The sequence below is a fragment of the Acetobacter farinalis genome (assembly GCF_011516935.1).
GTDB classification, from domain to species: Bacteria; Pseudomonadota; Alphaproteobacteria; order Acetobacterales; family Acetobacteraceae; genus Acetobacter; species Acetobacter farinalis.
In genome coordinates this window covers 23046-41902 of the sequence record NZ_WOTF01000001.1, presented here as the reverse complement: position 1 = coordinate 41902, position 18857 = coordinate 23046, and the positions used below count along the sequence as shown (strand labels likewise).

The 18857-nt window shown below is 57.2% G+C and carries 13 protein-coding genes, 1 tRNA gene and 1 riboswitch; of the genes, 4 read left to right on the top strand and 10 right to left on the bottom strand.

What is annotated here, in order from left to right:
- Positions 1–94: 94 nt before the first annotated feature.
- On the bottom strand, positions 95–397 hold the full coding sequence (locus tag GOB82_RS00175; protein WP_166118180.1) for a hypothetical protein: 303 nt from the start codon (positions 395–397) through the stop codon (positions 95–97).
- A gap of 320 nt (positions 398–717) precedes the next feature.
- Here GOB82_RS00175 and GOB82_RS00170 point away from each other — a divergent pair.
- A protein-coding gene (locus tag GOB82_RS00170) for an IS5 family transposase (RefSeq protein WP_166118177.1) occupies positions 718–1472 on the top strand; the annotation gives its coding sequence in 2 pieces (ribosomal slippage) (positions 718–1048 and positions 1048–1472; 756 coding nt in all).
- 127 nt (positions 1473–1599) lie between these two features.
- Here the strand turns inward: GOB82_RS00170 and GOB82_RS00165 are convergent.
- From GOB82_RS00165 to GOB82_RS00150, 4 genes are all read right to left on the bottom strand, one after another.
- Positions 1600–4062, bottom strand: coding sequence for a TonB-dependent receptor domain-containing protein (locus GOB82_RS00165; RefSeq protein WP_166119564.1), 2463 nt, complete (start codon positions 4060–4062; stop codon positions 1600–1602).
- A 194-nt stretch (positions 4063–4256) separates the two neighbouring features.
- Positions 4257–5129 (bottom strand): helix-turn-helix transcriptional regulator, encoded by an 873-nt coding sequence (locus GOB82_RS00160; protein WP_166118174.1) that lies wholly within the window; start codon positions 5127–5129, stop codon positions 4257–4259.
- Complete coding sequence (locus GOB82_RS00155) at positions 5126–5380, bottom strand: hypothetical protein (RefSeq protein WP_166118171.1); 255 nt, start codon at positions 5378–5380, stop codon at positions 5126–5128. The genes GOB82_RS00160 and GOB82_RS00155 overlap by 4 nt, the downstream gene beginning before the upstream one ends.
- Positions 5381–5564: 184 nt before the next feature.
- Positions 5565–7967: a glucose/quinate/shikimate family membrane-bound PQQ-dependent dehydrogenase gene (locus tag GOB82_RS00150; RefSeq protein WP_166118168.1), complete on the bottom strand. Its 2403-nt coding sequence runs from the start codon at positions 7965–7967 to the stop codon at positions 5565–5567.
- A 444-nt stretch (positions 7968–8411) separates the two neighbouring features.
- Between GOB82_RS00150 and GOB82_RS00145 the strand changes: the two genes are divergently transcribed.
- Complete coding sequence (locus tag GOB82_RS00145) at positions 8412–9641, top strand: aldose epimerase family protein (protein ID WP_166118165.1); 1230 nt, start codon at positions 8412–8414, stop codon at positions 9639–9641.
- Between the two features lie 171 nt (positions 9642–9812).
- On the opposite strand, the gene GOB82_RS00140 is transcribed toward GOB82_RS00145, so the two are convergent.
- The 5 genes from GOB82_RS00140 to GOB82_RS00120 form a co-directional block, all read right to left on the bottom strand.
- Positions 9813–10817, bottom strand: coding sequence for an adenosine deaminase (locus tag GOB82_RS00140; protein ID WP_242007121.1), 1005 nt, complete (start codon positions 10815–10817; stop codon positions 9813–9815).
- 219 nt (positions 10818–11036) lie between these two features.
- Entirely contained in the window at positions 11037–12143 is a 1107-nt protein-coding gene (locus GOB82_RS00135; protein WP_166119561.1) for an L-dopachrome tautomerase-related protein, read from the bottom strand.
- A 219-nt stretch (positions 12144–12362) separates the two neighbouring features.
- The gene (locus GOB82_RS00130; RefSeq protein WP_166119559.1) at positions 12363–14453 is read right to left on the bottom strand and encodes a TonB-dependent receptor plug domain-containing protein; all 2091 of its coding nucleotides are present in this window, start codon (positions 14451–14453) and stop codon (positions 12363–12365) included.
- 350 nt (positions 14454–14803) lie between these two features.
- Positions 14804–15030: riboswitch (cobalamin riboswitch) on the bottom strand.
- 206 nt (positions 15031–15236) lie between these two features.
- On the bottom strand, positions 15237–16682 hold the full coding sequence (glnA, locus tag GOB82_RS00125) for a type I glutamate--ammonia ligase (RefSeq protein WP_166118160.1): 1446 nt from the start codon (positions 16680–16682) through the stop codon (positions 15237–15239).
- Between the two features lie 98 nt (positions 16683–16780).
- Positions 16781–17119, bottom strand: a complete 339-nt coding sequence (locus GOB82_RS00120) for a P-II family nitrogen regulator (RefSeq protein WP_006557470.1) — start codon at positions 17117–17119, stop codon at positions 16781–16783.
- A 251-nt stretch (positions 17120–17370) separates the two neighbouring features.
- On the opposite strand from GOB82_RS00120, the gene GOB82_RS00115 reads away from it, so the two are divergent.
- On the top strand, positions 17371–18546 hold the full coding sequence (locus tag GOB82_RS00115) for an aminotransferase (protein ID WP_166118157.1): 1176 nt from the start codon (positions 17371–17373) through the stop codon (positions 18544–18546).
- A gap of 109 nt (positions 18547–18655) precedes the next feature.
- A tRNA-His gene (locus tag GOB82_RS00110) sits at positions 18656–18731 on the top strand.
- Positions 18732–18857 lie beyond the last annotated feature (126 nt).

The window sequence follows — 18857 nt, the reverse complement described above, 5'->3', positions numbered from 1 at the left end:
GAACGGGAACATGGGGGCGGTCATGGTGGGCGCTCATGTTCCCGGTTAAGGGGCCACGACAGCGGGCCGGATTTCGGAATGTGAAAGTCTCTGTTCAGTTCCCTTCCGGGTTTATGGGGGCAGGCCGCCAAGATAGTTCTTCTTCTGGAAGAAGCTGTCTCTTTATAGTTTCCTCCTGAGCAATTTTTATGGCTTTTAACATCCATTCAAGAGGAATATCATGTTTTACGTATTTTGGACTCATTGTTTTGTCTGGAGTTACAATAAACATATTATCCAAACCATGGTTAATAATGATTTGGAATACGAATAATTCATCAAAATAAACTTCTGTTACTAGTTTTTCATAATTCGGGTCGCTGGAAAATATAATATCCAGATGTTCTAGGGTTTGCATTTTATTTTAAGTCCTTATCAAGGAAGGATACGAAGTTTCCGTTTTGATCAAACCTTAAACCTTTACCTGTTAAGTCTATAATATCAAACCCTTCGAACTTATTTCCTTGCTTGACCGTGAGATCTGGTATTTTTTCAAGAAAATCTTTCATTGATGAAAGACCTTGTTTGTTAATTGAGGTTGGATTGCCAGATATTGGAGGCCATGAATCTGTTCCTCTACTATTATCAGGGCGTGTCGTCAGTTAGCATCTTGCGCTATGAGGCTTGTACTCCTGTTTGATCTGTGATGTTTTCTCTTTGTTTTCGAGGAGAGAATGAATGCGACGATATGGCCTGAGTGACAGTCAGTGGGAACGGATAAAGGATATTCTCCCAGGTCGTGAAGGTCATGTTGGCGGAACGGCTGCCGATAACCGTCTGTTTGTGGAAGCAGTGCTGTATCGTTACCGCGCCGGTATTCCGTGGCGTGACCTGCCAGTGCGGTTCGGGGATTGGAAGAATGTTCACAGACGACTACGCCGCTGGTGCGAAAGTGGCGTGATCGAACGGATTTTCCGGCATCTGGCCGCCGACCGAGCCAATGAATACATGATGATCGACAGCACGATTGTCCGGGCTCACCAGCATAGTGCGGGTGCCCGTAAAAAAGGGGCGCGGATCAGGCCATCGGGCGGTCCCGTGGCGGACTGACTTCGAAAATCCACGCTATTGTCGATGCTGCGGGAAAGGCGGTCGCCCTATCCCTGACGCCCGGGCAGAGAGCGGATATCATAGAAGCAGCCCCCTTGCTGGATGAAGTCGACCCTGCAGCGTTTATCGCCGACAAGGCTTATGATGCTGATCCACTTATCAAAAAGATCGAAGAGCGGCAGATCACACCGGTTATCCCTTCAAGGAAAAACCGACGCGATCCACGGAAAATCAGCTTTCAGCTCTACAAAAACAGAAACATCATTGAACGCTTCTTCGCCAGGCTGAAGCAGTTCAGAGGCATTGCAACACGCTACGACAAGCTGAAGTCAACAGTCCTCGCAGCAGTGCAACTCGTTTCCGCCATCATCGGGATTAACTGACGACACGCCCTAAGTATTGCGTTTCATTTTGTTATCGCTTTTGTGTTATTTAGAATATAATGCAGCTCGTCTGGCATACGCCCTACGTTACCGCAGAACGCACACCGTGTTCCCGATCCTGCGCAGATCAGAATTCGGCGGAGAGCGTGCCGAAATATTCTCGTGGGGCGGCCTGATAGAGAATGGCGTTATCATCGCCAGACATGGCGGCCGCTCCATAATAGCCGCCAAAGTAATTCTGATTGAAAAGATTGTTGACCGAGAAGCTCACCTTCAGATCCTGAAGAGCATGGCCAATTTTCCCGAAATTATACGACGCCATAAGAGAAGAGGTCCAGTAAGATGGTACCTTCACATCATTCGTATAAGTCATCGCCATAGCGCTACTGTAAGTTGTATTGAAGTTAAAAGAAGCACGTCGATAAGTGTAGTTGACGTTCGCCTTGTACATGAATTTCGGATAAAAAACCTGATGCTTGCCTTTTATACTGATCGTTCTGCCATTATAGGGAATGGCATTTGATTTGTACTGCGCATCATTCCAACTGAAGCTGTTGGTAATTTCGAGACCGTGGAACGGGCGGATAGTACCCAGAACATCTGCTCCGTTCATGGTCTCGCGCCCCACGTTCAAATATGCACTGTACGTATTATTGACAGGGCCGGAAGTAATGCCTGCCAGACGGTTATAGTAGTCGGTATGATAGAAATCGACCGCGCCGGAAAACAGGGCTGAGTTGTAGCGATAGCCCACAACATAGTTCCATGTTCTCTCGGGCCTCAGCTTGCTCTTGTTCTCATTAAACACCTGCTGGGCCGAGTTATTTGCATTCCCGAGCCCACCCCACGGAGTGCCACCGTCTGTCTGGGTCGCGTAATCATACGTACGCATGTTTTCCGCAATATCCCAGTAAAATTCATGATTATCGAGAAAATGATAATCAAAGGAAAAATGCGGGAGAAAGGCATTGGAGGACGTCATACTCCCGGAGACAGGATGCGCGTAATAAGTCCCCCATGTAGAGGCCAGAGCTTCCGTGTTATCCACACTGGTGCCGCCATGCGTTGTCTGTGTCAAAGAACGGAAGCCACCTTCAAGCGTCATACCCGGAATAATGTGCCACACATCTTTCAGGTAAAACTGAAATGTATTGCTGTTATAGGAGTCCGCCCACCAGGTGGTTCCGGTTCCCTTTTTAAAACCGCTGAGCGATGAATGCGCGCTATCCACACCATCTTCATACAAACGCGTGGGATAGTTGAAGGTATTATTCTGGTACCATACACCGCTCTGAATATCGTTATTATGCAGCTTTAATGTGAAACTTTGCGTAAACCCTATCCGCCGGACATCTGGATGCCCCATCTGAAGCACCATGGGAACACCAGAGGTTGGAGACGTCAGAAAGTTATTTGTCCCGCCGTAATCCCCATTGGAAACATGACCGTAAAGAACAGTATCGGATTTAAAATTACTCAGGATATTGTATTCATTCACCAGAGCGCTGAGGTAATTTCTCTGCACCTGCGAGCCATCCCAGAAAATATTGGAGGCTTCATCCGCAGAAAGCTTCCCCTGCACCTCTGTCGGCACGGTGCCGGCCTGCGCATCCGCCGCCCAACGCACAGCCTTTGCATAATCAGGCTTAAGCATGGCGACCTGACCGTAGTTCAGCCACATGTTTTTGGTCATGGTGAGGAAATTATACTGTGTAAATCCAGAATAATCGAAAATGGCTGTCAGCTTTCCGCGCCCCTGCAAATACGGCTGCACAAGCTTGAAATTGGCCTGATTTTCTCTCTGGTCTCCATAACCTTTCCAGAGGTTCTGCGATGTTCTGGCATAAGAGGCATAAAACTTCGTGCCACTGGAATTCAGAATTCCGCTATCCACACGCGCAAAAGTACGAAATCCGTTATAACTTCCAAAACTCTGGCTCACCCGGCCGCCAGCTTTGTCTTTAGGGTCAGAAGAATGGAATGTAAGCGCGCCACCCAGCGTCTGGCCTGATGCTATATCTACCGCACCAGCCCCCTGAGAGACAGACATGGACTGTATGTTATCCTGAATTTCAATCTGATCAATATTCAGCCCATACCAGTTATGAAATCCAAATCCCCCCATCGGGATACCATCAATCATACCGCCAAGCTGAGACTGATTGAAGCCACGAACATAAAAGGTGCTGGCGGCCGTATCCATCCCCAAAGCATCAGACGACCCAAAACTGACCCCGGGTGCCGTCGCGGCAAGAACCTGAAGAGGGCTTGAACCTGAAGTGAAGTGGTCAATCACCGCACGGGAAATCACAACATTAGCCCCGGTTGAATGCGCGTGACTGGAGGTAACCTGCACCTCCTCACCCGCAACAGAATGAACAGAACGCGGGCCAATTTCTGAATGACGTCTGACAGGACCTTCTTTTTTTGAAAGCTTTCTCACAGGATGATTCTGCTTTGCAGAGATCCGGTCCGTAGGGGAGAAAGCCGCATCAGCCTGGGCATGTTTTGCAAAAGCTGCTGAGCAGAACACCAGAGCCGTGCAGGTTAGCAGATACGAACGCTCTCGCAGGCCATGAAACAGTGTCATCATTATATTTGTTTACCCTGCATATATTATATGATTTCACGGTATGCGGTTTCATTACATTCATGAAACTTTATCTCCCGGATTTGCGTTCACGTTTCCGTGATATATCGTAATGAACGAGTATTTATAAATGTATTTGTGTAATAAATTCTTATTGTTTCATAATTTTGCAGAATTAAACAGGAATCTATTTTTTAATACGTTCCAATAATGATCCGATGCAGCCACACACCGTGCTTGCTCTGCGGCACCGGAACTATCCCGCACACCGCGTCAGCAGAGTCTCTGGCCGCCCCTGCATTTCCTTGCCCGCTCGCCCCCCTGCATTCTCCAGCGAAAGCAGTGATACTCGCCGCCAACGGCTGCACGGCCCAGCAGGTTACGCCCCCTGTGTCCTCGGCGGGCTTTTGGTCCATCTCCTGAAGGCGCGACAAAGCCGCTTCTGGCTCCTCACATGACCAATCCTGCTCATGCTGCCTGCCATCCCTCAACCCTGCGCAGACATCTTCATACCGCGCTTGTGAACGCTGAAGCGTTTCCACAAGCGTGCCAAGAATCGGCTCCAACCCCGAACGCAAGAGCAGCACACGGTCTGAGCGCCGGGGTGGCGCATCGGGCAGAAGCACCAGAGAGCTTCCCTCCCGCAGCAGCGGCTCCAGAGCATCCGTATCCACTCTTACAGCATAAGCTCCCGGTGCCACGGAACAGGGGAGAGTCATCTCATCCCACAATGAACCGGTGGGGTGGCCTGAAGCGTCAAACAGGCCCTCCCCGCTCAGTCGAGACAAAGGCAGGCCACGGATACGCCGGACGGTGACATCCTCCACCCCACGCCCCACACCCTCCAGCCGCCTGAAAAACAGGGCCGGAGAAATTTTCAGGCTCCCCAGCGCCTGTAACAGACTGGGCATAGCCATCCAGCGCATTTCTCCACTGGCTGTGCACCTGCGGGACGGATTAAATGTTGTGGGGTCCAGCCCCGCCGCACGGGCAAGGCCTGATGCGGTCAGCCCCCGCTCCAGAGCCAGGGCGTCCAGTGTCTCCCAGATGTCTTCCGGGCTGATCATCCACGCGGGCCAGAAAGTGGGGCGGCCTTCAGCCCCTCCGCCACCTTCAGCACTTCCCGCGCATGGCGGCTCCTGCCCTCATCCGTCACAAAAAAACGGCCCTGCCCGGTCTCGCGCACAAAGCCCATGTCCTGCATCCGCAGCAGGCACGGATCATCCCGCAAGCCAGCCGGACGCCCCACCGCACCTGCCAGACACAAACGGTGCAAGGCGGCGCGGCAACAAGTTTCAAGATAAGGTTCATTCCACATTCCGCGCAGGATCACCAATCACCGGGCTGAATGCAAGCGGCTTCTCCTGCCCGGCCGCATCGGGCCTGTGCGCAGGGCATCCTGCCGCTTTACAAAAAAGGGCGGACCAGTTCCCCGGTCCGCCCTCTTTCAACAGTTTTTTCTCAGCGCATGCCGGAACCCTGTCCGGCAGCTTCCCTGCGGATCAGTGCTTTCCAGCACCCTCCGGCAGGGCATAGGCAACAATATAGTCGCCCAGTTTGGTGCCGAACGAGCCGTGGCCGCCATCCGCCGTCACCACAAACTGGCGGCCATTGGCTTCATACGTCATGGGTGTGGACTGCCCACCGGCTGGCAGACGGTCCTGCCAGATCTGGCGACCGGTCGTGACATCATACGCCCGGATATAATAATCCGCCGTGGAGGTCAGGAACGCGACCCCACCCGCCGTAGCCAGCGGGCCGCCCAGTGCGGGCATGCCCAACTTGAAGGGCAGCGGCAGCGGAGCGCTGTCCCGCACGGTGCCGTTCCGATGCATCCACATGATCCGGTTGGTTTTCAGATCAATCCCGGCCACATACCCCCAGCCCGGCTGCTTGCACGGCAGGCCCAGCGGGGAAAGGAACGGATGCAGGTCCACACCATAGGGCGTGCCATATTGCGGCTGCACACCAGTTTCCGTGCCGGAAGGACCGGCACTCGGGTCCGGCTCAGCCGGATTTTTCGGCCCGCGCGGCACAAGGGTGGACACAAACGGAATGGCAATGGGGTTGGCAAAGGCCACCTGACGCACAGGATCCACAGCCAGACCGCCCCATTCAAACATGCCCAGATTACCGGGGAACACCAGCGTGCCCTGTTCGGACGGCGGTGTGAACGGCCCTTCATAACGCAGCTTCTTGAACATGATGCGGCACACCATCTGGTCCAGCATCGTGCCGCCCCACATGTCCGCATCCGTCAGGTTTTTCTTCGGGCGGAAGGTCAACTCGGAATAAGGCTGAGTGGCTGCAACATGGTCCCCCGGGGCCGCACCCTGCGGCACAGGTGTTTCCGGTGCAGGAACAATCAGATGCCCGTTACGGCGGTCCAGCACGAAAATATTGCCGGTTTTGGCCGGGGCATACAGTGCCGGAACAACCGAGCCATCATTTTGACGGATATCAACAAGGCTGGGCTGGGCAGGCACATCCATGTCCCACAGGTCATGATGTACGGTCTGATAGAACCAGACCTTTTCCCCCGTATCCGCATTCAGGGCCAGAATGCCGGAAGCATAGCGTTCCTGATCCGCAGAGCGGTTCCCACCCCAGATATCCGGCGTGGCCACACCCGTGGGGATGTACACCATGTTCAGGCGGGCATCGTAAGAGGACGTAATCCAGGAATTGGGAGAGTTCGCAACATATTTGTGCGTATCGGAGGCCAGTTCGTTCGGGTTCGGATTGCCCGCGTCAAACGCCCAGACAAGGCGGCCCGTATACAGGTCATACCCGCGCGTCACACCGGAGGGTTCATGGGTGGAGTAATTATCCATCACCGCGCCGGAAACAATCACAACCTTATGGGTCACGACCGGAGGGGATGTCGGCTCATAAAACCCCGCGTCCTGCACCGGCATGCCGGTTTTCAGGTCCAGTTCCCCATCCTTGCCAAACCCGTGGCAGCGCTCTCCGGTTTCCGCATCCAGCGCAAACAGACGGCCATCATTGGTGGGCAGAAACACGCGGCGGGCGCAATCGGTGGGGGCAGGCGCGCCATCGCTGGTCACATCACCCGGATGCATTTCCGAATAGGAAACACCCCGGCAGGTCATGTGCTGAAAGGTGGAATTATACTGAATTTTAGGGTCGAACTTCCACCGCTCCTTTCCCGTTGCTGCATCCAGCGCAAACAGTATCTGGTGCGGAGAGCACAGATACAGCGTATCCCGCACCTTGATGGGCGTGACCTCATCCGTGATTTCACCGGGGTCATTCGGGGTCTTGAGGTCATGCGTGCGGAACACCCATGCCACTTTCAGACCTGCCACATTAGACGGTGTAATCTGCTTGAGGGGAGAATACCGGTCTCCAAACTGGGTGCGGCCATAAGCGGGCCAGTCAGCATCCGCCGCGTCCTGCGCATCACCGGGAAGGACGGCCTGCAGCGCTGCGGAAGGCAGTACACCGGCAATATCCTGCGGGTCCTGCGTGAGGGCAAAGCCGTAAATCCCCACACCGGCGAGCACGCCAGCCACCAGCGGCGCACGTCCCCAGCGGGAGGCCGGTCGCAGGTCACGGGTGACAAACGGCAGCAGCATCCACAGGCCCAGCGGCAGCAGGACATCCCCACGCGGCGCCAGCGCCCAGAAGTCAAAGCCCACTTCCCCTATGGACCAGACCAACGTGACAAAAACCAGCGCGGCGTACAGCCACAGGGCTTCCATGCGACGGCGCCAGAGCAGCACCGCCGTGGCCAGCAGGACAAGCCCGCACAGCACGTAGAAACGGGACCCGCCCAGAAAAGCGAGCCACACCCCGCCCCCGGTCAGAAACAAGCCCAGCACCGCCACAAGGACAGTCGTAATGAGTAACGGCACTCCGGGCCGGGAAGATGGTGGCGTCATTCAGGTCAACCAATATTCTCAGATATTACAGGGAAAGGACGGCGAGCGTATAAGATCAATTCAGTTTTTTCCAGAAAAAATCTGAAGTGCAAAATCTGCCACCAGATCATAAATAAAAAGTAGCGTATTCCCGCCCAGAAGAGGCTGTCTATTCATCTCATACAAAGGAAATAACTCAAAACATCCTGAAGGAAAGAACCAAAGCAGGCGCCTCTCGAGAAAATTACACAGATTTTTCTTCCCTCCAGAACGCCTTCTTTTATGAACCTTGCCAAACCCCAGACGTTTCAGAGGGATACCTCGCTGCGCAGACCATGCTTGTGACCTGCCGGACGGGCATCACAAAAACAGGAGCGACCTGCGGATCGGTCTTTCTTCGCCCTTGTCTGGTCTGCCATGCTCACTGGTCCCGCCGCTCTCTCTTAATACGGACACCGTTGCATCATGACAGCACATCCTCTTCCGCCCGCAGTTGAACCCCGTCACTTTTTCTCCCGCCTGCCCCACAAGCTCGCACTCGGGTTCGGGGTTCTGGCCGTGCTGGTGCCCTCTTTCTCCCCTTCATGGAAAAAGGCCCATGCCGAAGCGCCGCCACGCTTTCTGGCCGAACCTTTCGGAAAACTGGCAAACGGCCAGCCCGTCTCCCGCTACACCCTGCGGAACGCCAAGGGCATGATCGTGCAGTTTCTCTCCTATGGAGGCGTCATCAGCGCCATCATCACACCGGACAAAAACGGGAAACCTGCAAATGTGGTGCTCAGTTTTCCCACTCTGGAGGGCTATACGCGAGACAGCGCGGAAGGTGGGCTATTCTTTGGCGCTCTGGTGGGGCGTTATGCCAACCGCATTGCGGGGGCCGCGTTTGATCTGGATGGTCAACACTACACCCTTTCCCCTACGGAACCACCGAACACGCTCCACGGCGGGGTGAAGGGGTTTGATAAAAAACTCTGGTCAGTGCGTGAACTTTCCGGCCTCTCCCATGCAACAGGGGCGGAGCTGACACTTGTCAGCCCCAATGGGGATGAGGGTTTTCCCGGCACATTGACGGTCCATGTTTCCTATATTCTGGATGACAGCAACCATCTGAACATCCACTACCGCGCCAGCACGGACCGCCCCACGATCCTGAACCTGACAAACCACAGCTACTTCAATCTGGCGGGTGAAGGGTCCGGCACAGTGGAAAACCATGTCCTGCGTGTAAACGCAGACCATTACACCCCTGCGGATGCGGCCTCCATCCCCACCGGAGCCATTGCCTCGGTTGAAAACACACCGCTGGATTTCCGCACCCCTCATCGTATCGGGGAACGTTTACGCAGCACATTCGCGCAGATGCGCGCCCCGCGTGGCTATGACCATAACTGGGTGATTAACGGCTCCAGCTCAAGCCCCACGCCGCGTCTGGCGGCAACACTGACAGACCCGGACTCAGGCCGCACGCTTTCCGTCTTCACCACGCAGCCCGGCATACAGATTTATACCGGAAACGGGCTGAATGGCCGCTACGCCAGGCCATCCGGCCGCACCTACCGCCAGACAGACGGCATTGCGCTGGAAACCCAGCACTTTCCGGACTCCCCCCACCACCCGAATTTCCCCTCAACCGTGCTCAGGCCCGGTCAGATGTTTGACCAGACAACCGTTTTTGCCTTCGGCGTAAGCCCGTAAGAGAGTAAGAGTCTTCCAGAGCATACCACTATTTCAGGAGGCTTCTTCAGAACATTGCGTGATAGACACCGGGTTTTTCAGGCCCAGTGCCTTTCTGAACCAGTGTCTTTCTGAAAAAGCCTCCTTCAGGGTGTGCCAGCCCTCTCTTGCATCCAGAAGGTTACGAATTCCTTACTGCTGTGCCGCGTGCCTGAGCACAAATGCATCAAGATTTTCCAGTTGCCGTGTCAGAGCTTCATCCGTGAGGAATGAGCCAAGGAAGCTGTTCCGCGCGAGAGTGATACCCTCCGCGTGAGAGATTTTCCCCGCCGCGGCAAGAGCACGATAATTATCGGCAACGTAGCCGCCGAAATAAGCAGGATCATCCGAATTCAGCGTTGCCCGCAGCCCTTTTTGCAACATCACATCAATGGGGTGATCTCTCAGATCTTCCACCACACGCAGTTTCAGGTTGGACAGCGGGCAGACGGTAAGCGTCATGGCCTCCCGCGCCAGACGGCTGATCAGGAACGGGTCTTCCAGAGAACGATTGCCATGGTCCAGCCGGTCCACCTGCAGGATGTCCAGCGCTTCATACACATAGGCCGGAGGCCCTTCCTCCCCCGCATGCGCAACACGCTTCAGCCCGGCAGCGGCGGCGGCCGCAAAAACCTTTGCAAATTTGGATGGCGGATGCCCGACTTCCGAAGAGTCCAGCCCCACACCGCAGATCTGGTCAAACCATTTTTCAGAAGACCGGAACGTTGAAAACGCAGACTCCTCATCCAGATGCCGCAGAAAACACAGGATAAGCAGAACACTCATGCCATGCCTGCGCCGGGCCTCTTCCACCCCGGCCAGCAAACCCTGCATCACCACATCAAACGGCACACCCCGCAGGGTATGGGTTTGCGGATCAAAGAAGATTTCGGCATGTGTCACGCCATCCGCCGCCGCCCGGTTAAAATAGGCCACAGCCAGATCCCTGAAATCTTCCGCTGTCCGCAGAACATCAGCCCCGGCGTAATAGATGTCGAGAAAATCCTGCAATTTTGTAAACTGATAGGCGTTCCGCACATCCTCCACAGACTTGAAGGGAATGGAAACCCGGTTCCGGCGCGCCAGCGCAAACATCAGTTCCGGCTCAAGGCTGCCCTCAATATGCAGGTGCAATTCAGCCTTTGGCAGAGCTGTCATAAAATCCTGACCGGACATCCTCACCCCCTTTGTTCTGATTTTCCAGTATCCTGATACTCATGCATGCCGGGTCAGAAAATCCAGCCTGCTCTCCCGCCGGATCCTTCGCCGCCTCTCTCTGGCATCATGAAGCTGCGGCATGAATTGTTCCTGAACACCACGCCTGCCGAACACTGCACAGTCTGCCCCCGCAAATGCAGCAGGGGCAGCCCCTCCCCCTTAAGGCTTCGGGGCAGGCGCCAGCGGTGCAATCCGCATCAGACTATACGGGCGTTCCTGCACATCCTTCCCGTTATGAAAAACAGGCAGACGCGCCCACTGGCCGACTGTCAGCAGAATGGACGCACCATCAAACGTCATGCTGTCTGGCGCGATCAGACGGGCATCCTGCGCCACGAGGGAAAGTGTGCCATCCGGAGCACGCCTGACCACGGCATGGCGTTCAATGTCCGTCACATACAAGCTGCCATCCGGCGCTGTGAGCATACCGTCCATTATGCCCACTTCACCTTCATCCTTCACAGCGGCTTCCAGCGTTGCTTCCGTGGCATCCTTATCCGCCAGCACGGCTGTGGGGGCGCTGTACAGACGGCGTGAGGAGAGAGGAGACCAATACAGGCGTGTAGAGTCCGCACTCAGCGCAATGCCATCCACCCCGCCCTGCGGCACGGTGGGGTGCGCGGCATCATACCGCCCGAGCCGACCATCAGCTTCCATCACAAATCCCGGCACCGGGCTGACAGAAACCGTGTCCGCCAGAATACGCCGGGCCTGCCCGCTGGCCAGATCCACCACCAGCAGGGCCGGATGCGTGGTCTGGGATGTATCACTGATAAACGCCGTGCCTGCGCTGCCGTGGGTGAGGTCAATGCGCACATCATTCACATGGCTGTCCGGCAGAACGGCGGGGGCCTCCAGAGCATAGCGCCGCACAATCGTGCCGCTCTTGGGATCAATGTGCAGGAGCGCGGGTTTTGCCTTGGCCGTGCTGCCCGCTTTCACCCCTTCATCCAGCAGCCAGAGCTGGCCGTTCCCATCCACTGTCATGCCCAGCGGAGAAATAATTTTGCCCTGTGCCGCCACGCTGGGGAAGGCCGCCAAATGGCCGGGGGTCCATGTCACCAGAACCGGGCCTTTGTGGTTCTGTGCGCTGGTGGGCAGGGAAAGCACAATCCGCCCGTCCGGCAGGCGCGCAATGCCGGAAGGCTGCACATCCGGAAAACGATCAACCACCGTCACATTCCCGCTGCTGCTCCAGTGGTGCACAGTGGTGTCTTCCGCCAGAGCCGTGCCGGACACGGTTGCACAGAGCAGGCCCACCAGCATTCCCGCACGGGCCAATGCGCGGGCAGGCAGCCGGACGGACACATCGTGCGACAGGCGCGATGCAGAATGGCTGGCAGAACGGAGAGTGACCATAAGAAAAGCCTTTCAAGGGTAGCTTACATATCGTCTTGTCACTCTAACGCATGGCGCAAAAAAGGCCATTGTGACAAAACGCTCGCGCGCATCACAATGGCCTTCCAAAACCCGCTCCGGGTGCGCTCAGTAATTCAGCGTAATGCCGCCATATCCGGCACGGCCCGGCTGAAGGTAGCCAACCGGGTTTTCATACTGCCTGTTCAGCAGATTATCCGCCCGTGCAAACACGGAGAGATAGCGGTTGATCTTGTAAGTCGCGGCCAGATCAATCGTGAAATACCCGTGCCCCTTGGCGCAGGTCGGGCAGAAATTCTCACCCACCAGAGGATAGTCACGCCACCCGCTTGTGTAGAGAATATTGCCTGAAAGCGTGAAATCCTTCACCGGAGACCATGTGGTGTTGAAATTGAACTTATGCTGCGGGCGGCGCTGGAGCAGCGCATGGTTTTCCGTGTCCCGCGCATGGGTCCAGGTATAGTTCAGCGCAAAGCTGAGTGTCTCCAGCGCCTTCCAGTCCAGAAACGCCTCCACACCATACATCCGCGCATGGCCTGTGTTGCCATAGGAATAGAGATACTGATACGCTCCATCGGACGCGACAAGGGAGCCGGTGGACTGGATGAGGTTCCGAACCTTGTTGTCATACCACGTGGCCCCGAAACGCAGTTTGTCATGCAGCAGTTTCTGCTCCACCCCAACGTCATACCCGATCATGGTTTCGGCTTTCAGAGCGGGGTTCCCCACCTCACCCCAGCCAGCCCCCCGCTGATCAACAAACAACTGATACAGGGATGGCGCATGAAAGCCGGACCCGGCACTGGCTTTCAGAATGGTGCCGGTATGAGGCACATGAATGGCCGGAGCCACACGCCATGTAACATGATTGCCGTAACGGGAATTGGCATCATACCGCACATTGGCCGCGCCATAGAGAATACGGTTCCAGTTCCCTTCATACTGCCCGTACCCCGCCGTGGTATCCATGCCAGCCGAGGTGTGGACAGGCTCGGTCGGGTCATCCGTCGAGACGTTTATGCTGTCATGAAAATGCTCGGCACCGACAAGAACAGTGCCATATTTCCGTAAATCCAGCGTACCATGCCAGTCCACCTTCAGGCGGGTCGAACGGTAATAGTCCGGGTCCGTCATGGCCGGGCTGCCATCCGCATAAAGCCCGTCCTGCATGTAGCGGCGGCGGTTGGTCATATATCCAAGCCCCAGAACCTGATCAAACCGCCCGCCGAAGGAAGAGAGATGCGCCGTGCCCCGCACAACGGCCTCATTCTGCGTGTTCTGGTCCCGCAGGAGCTGTGTGCCGTTATAGGGCGTGTACATCTCATCATAGGAGGTGAAGGTGTGATAATTGGCCTGGATCAGCCGCGCTGTCAGCCCGAGGTCAAACGTGCGCGTCACGTCATAGCCCAGCTTGACGTTCGCGCTCCGGTTATCGTTCCGGTCCCCCGCGCGACGCTGGGCACGGTTGGCCTCATTCTCATTCTCGATATAGCGGGGAATTTCGTGAAACCCGTCGATCCGGTAATGAGAAAGTGCGACATTATAATGAAACCGGCCTGCACGGCCCGAAGCCCCCAGCGCCTGATTGAATGTGCCGTAAGACCCGCCTTCAATCCGTGCAAATGGCTTGAAGCGCCCCTCTCCCGCCTTGGTGTTGATATCAATCACCCCGGCCATGGCATCCGCCCCATACAGGCCACTCTGCGGTCCGCGCAGGATCTCAATAGAGCCAATCCCGTCTGTTACAAACTGCCCGGCATCAAACGCATTGCTGGCGGAGCTACCATCGTTCACGTCCATCCCATCAATACGCACCTTCACATCATTGGCGTTGGCACCACGCATGAAAATGGAGGTCGTGCCGCCAAAGCCGCCGGAGCGCACCACATTCAGCCCCGGCTGACGCGCCAGAATATCAGGCAGTGTGCGGCGCTGCTGGATGGCAATCTGCTCATCCGTCACCACCGTCACGCTCGACCCCACATCCTCCGCCCGCACGGGCCTGCGCAGGGCGCTGACCGTCACCACCTCCGGTAATCCCTGTGAGGCCGCCAGCGAGACACTCGGCTGCCCCTGCTGCGCGGCCTGTACAGCACGCGCCGCAGGCAGAGCCGCACCGCCAGATGCGGTAGCCCCCGTCACGGGCTGCACCCGCATGGCCTGCCCTGCCGAGCCGGATGCACCAGATGCCGTCTCCATGCCCCCACGCCCGGACCGTGCGGGGTGCAATCCCGCCGCGCGCCCGCCGCGGCGGCCGACATGACCCTGCACCTTCGCGCCGGACGAAGCCGCCTTGTGCGTCATCGGGCTACCAGCAGCGGCTCCGGTTTCTGAAAGGGAGGCAGCATGGGCGTGAGATCCTGCCAGATCAGAACCGGCAACAGCCAGAATGGTGGAGGCAGTGAGCACGCAACGAAAAAGGGTCATGGGTCTTCTATCCTGTGGTCAGCCGTTGCCACAGGATGACGCACCCGGTTTGTCCGCATGGCTAAGGCCAGCACAAAACCCGATAACGCACACTGACACACCCCGATCAGCGCTTCCCGTCTGCAACCACTTGGCGGATGGCAGGTCTCCTGGCTTACGGCTTTGCCGCCTGACAGACCCCTTCCCGGAAAAACACCCGTTCCAGTGGGCCGGGTGCATCGCACCCGGAGCTGTTCAGACATACCGCTTACAGTTGCGGGGACAGCCCGGGACCAGGGCCAGACAGGCCCGCACCCGGTTCCCTTTTCATTCCCCTGTGTGGGGGGAAACCATCACAGCATGTGTCTTATCGCCTCACCCCGCCGAGTCAATCACCACACGGCCACACTGCTGCCTTGGCGCAACACACAACACACGCCGTGCAACACTTCAAACACAACACCCAAGTTGCCGGAACAGCAGGAACTACCCCCTCCCTCCGGCAAGCAGGCACAAAAAAACGCGGCCTTCCGAAGAAGGCCGCGTTCCTGATCCGCTTGAAACCCGGAGAGGGGATCAGACGGAGTAGTACATTTCGAACTCAACCGGGTGCGGCGTGTGTTCGAAGCGATACACGTCTTCCCACTTGATGGCGATGTAGCTGTCGATCTGGTCTTTGGTGAACACGCCACCAGCCAGCAGGAACTCGTAATCCGCAGCAAGGGCTTCCAGCGCTTCACGCAGGGAGCCAGCCACTGTCGGGATCTGCTTCAGCTCATCCGGCGGCAGGTCGTACAGATCCTTGTCCATGGCATCGCCCGGGTGGATCTTGTTCTTGATGCCGTCAATACCAGCCATCAGCATGGCGGAGAACGCCAGATACGGGTTGGCCGTCGGGTCCGGGAAGCGGACTTCAACGCGCTTTGCCTTGGGGTTCGTGGCATACGGGATACGGCAGGACGCAGAGCGGTTGCGCGCGGAGTACGCCAGCAGCACCGGAGCCTCAAAGCCCGGGATCAGGCGTTTGTAGGAGTTGGTGGAGGGGTTGGTGAAGGCATTCAGCGCCTTGGCATGCTTGATGATCCCGCCGATGTAATACAGCGCGGTATCGGACAGGTCCGCATAGCCATTACCAGCAAAGGTCGGCTTGCCGTCTTTCCAGATGGACTGGTGAACATGCATGCCGGAACCGTTATCGCCATAGATCGGCTTGGGCATGAACGTGGCGGTCTTGCCGTAGGAATGGGCCACGTTGTGCACGCAGTATTTGTAGATCTGCATGAAATCGGCAGAGCGGACCAGCGTGTCGAACTTGGTGCCCAGTTCGTGCTGGGACTGCGCGACTTCGTGGTGCTGCTTTTCAATCGGCAGGCCCATCTCACCCATGGTGGCGAGCATTTCGGCGCGCAGGTCGTTTTCACTGTCCACCGGCGGCACGGGGAAGTATCCGCCCTTCACGCCCGGACGATGGCCCATGTTGCCTTCCGGATATTCCTTCAGGGAAGCGCCGGGGCCTTCAATGCTGTCGAGCTGATATTTGCCGAAGTTCGGGCCCGTGCCAAAGCGCACGTTGTCGAAAATGAAGAATTCGGCTTCCGGGCCAAAGAAGGCGGTATCACCCAGACCGGAGGACTTCAGATACTGCTCGGCCAGCTTGGCGGTGGAGCGCGGGTCACGGTTATAGGGCTGGCCCGTGGAGGGCTCGATGATGTCGCAGAACAGGATCAGCTGCGGGCGCGCCGCGAACGGGTCCATCACGGCTGTCTCGGGGTCCGGCAGCAGAACCATGTCACTTTCGTTAATGGCTTTCCATCCAGCGATGGAGGAGCCATCGAACATGAAGCCCTCGGTAAAGGTGTCTTCTTCAATCGTGGTGACATACTGCGTGGTGTGGTGCCACTTGCCGCGCGGATCCGTGAAACGAAGATCGACAAACTCGACCGAGTTTTCCTGGATCAGGTCAAAAACCTTAGCAATGGCTGCGGCCTTGCTGTCACCCGCAGTGGTCGTTTTCTTCACCATATGTCTTCACCTACAACCTGTTGCGCACCACACTCTTGCGGCACGTCTAGGATTATAAAACTCGTGTCCGCTGCTGGGCAGCCCCGGGCCGGGCTGCTTCAGATAGCATCTTCCCCTCTCTCGCCCGTGCGGATTCGCACCACATCTTCCACGGGGAGAATAAAAATCTTGCCGTCCCCGATTCGTCCGGTCCGGGCAGCGGCGGAAATCGCCTCCACCGCGCGTTCCACCAGACTGGCGGGGCAGACAACCTCGATTTTCATCTTGGGCAGAAAATCAACGATATATTCCGCGCCACGATACAGTTCCGTGTGCCCTTTCTGCCGGCCGAAACCCTTGGCTTCGATCACGGTAATGCCTTGCAGGCCGAGTTCGTGAAGGGCTTCCTTCACCTCGTCCAGCTTGAACGGCTTGATAATGGCCTCGATCTTTCTCATGTCACGTCATCAATATATCTGGTGCTGCACTGAACAAGAGGGGGTTCTTCCTGCGCGCAACCCGCCCATCGGGCGGGAAGACTCAGAGCGAACGCCCCCAAACTTGCACGGGTTGGCCGCGCGGGCAATCGGCCTTATGCGAAATATAACGATTCAGCACCAAACCCACCCCCTTTCTCCCCGTGCCAGCCCGTGGCACCCTGCGTGCTTCCTCACCCCCACGCCTCCGGCCCGACCTGGAAATGCCTGACATGACAAAGCCTCTCAACCGGCAACTTGCTGCCCTGCCCACCACCATTTTCACTGTTATGTCAGAACTGGCCCGCGCGCATGATGCCATCAATCTCGGGCAGGGCTTTCCCGATACGGAAGGCCCGCGGGATATGGTGCAGGCCGCAGCAGATGCCCTGCTGGACGGGCGCAACCAGTATGCCCCCCTCACCGGCCTGCCGGAACTGCGCCGCGCGGTGGCAGACTCCAACGCCCGCTTTCTGGGGCTGGAGATTGATGCGGAGTCGGAAGTGATCGTCACCTCCGGCGCCACGGAAGCACTCGCCGCCAGCCTGATGGCATTGATCGAACCCGGTGACGAAATTGTCCTGATCGAGCCGCTTTACGACACCTACCTGCCCATGGTCCGCCAGCTTGGCGGGGTGCCTCGCGTGGTGCGGCTGGAAGAGCCGGACTGGACACTCCCGCGGGAAGCTCTGGCCGCAGCGTTTTCCCCCCGCACCAAGGCCATTCTGCTCAACACGCCCATGAACCCCACGGGCAAGGTCTTCACCCCGGAAGAACTGGATTTCATCGCAGGCCTGCTGGATACGCACGATGCCTACGCGGTGTGCGATGAGGTGTATGAACACCTCACCTTCAACACCCCCCATGTGTCCCTCATGACGCGGCCCGGCATGCGGGAGCGGTGCCTGCGCATTGGCAGCGCGGGGAAGAGTTTCTCGCTCACGGGCTGGAAGGTTGGCTACATCACGGCCCCCGCGCCGCTGGCGGCCGTGGTGGCCAAGGCCCATCAGAATCTGGTGTTTGCCACAGCCCCCAACCTGCAACGCGCCGTGGCCTTCGGCCTGAACAAGGATGCCCAGTATTTCAAGGATCTGGCTGCGGATATGGCCCGCAAGCGCGACATACTGTCCGCCGGCCTGCGTGGCGTGGGGCTGACAGTCCTGCCGTGCGAGGGCAGCTATTTCGTGATGGCGGACATCACGCCTCTGGCCCGCGGGCTGGATGATGTCGCCTTCGCCCGGATGCTGACGGAAGAGGCAGGCGTTACCACCATTCCTGCATCCGCCTTTTATGATCCCGCCAATGGCACCCCGCCGCGAAATCTGGTCCGCTTCGCTTTCTGCAAGCAGGAGAGTGTGTTGCAGGAGGCCATCCGCCGCATTGAGCACTGGGCCGGCAGACAGGGCTGAACACCCGCCGCTGGCAGCCGGAACGGGGGGCAGGAATTTTTCTGCTTCTGCGCCCTTTCCGAGCCTTGACGAGCATGCCGCGTTTCTCTACATGAGCGCTTGCTGTGTGGCGGATGTAGCTCAGCTGGTAGAGCGCCGGTTTGTGGTACCGGTTGTCGCGGGTTCGAGCCCCGTCATTCGCCCCAGCAAAATTTTCCCTTCGAAAATTATATAGTCAGCCAGACTGGAAGAAACCCCGGTCTGCTTCTGCGCGTCAGCGCCCTGGCGATGCCGCCTGTGGACCGAGAGCAGCAGGCAGAGCCACGGCCCCG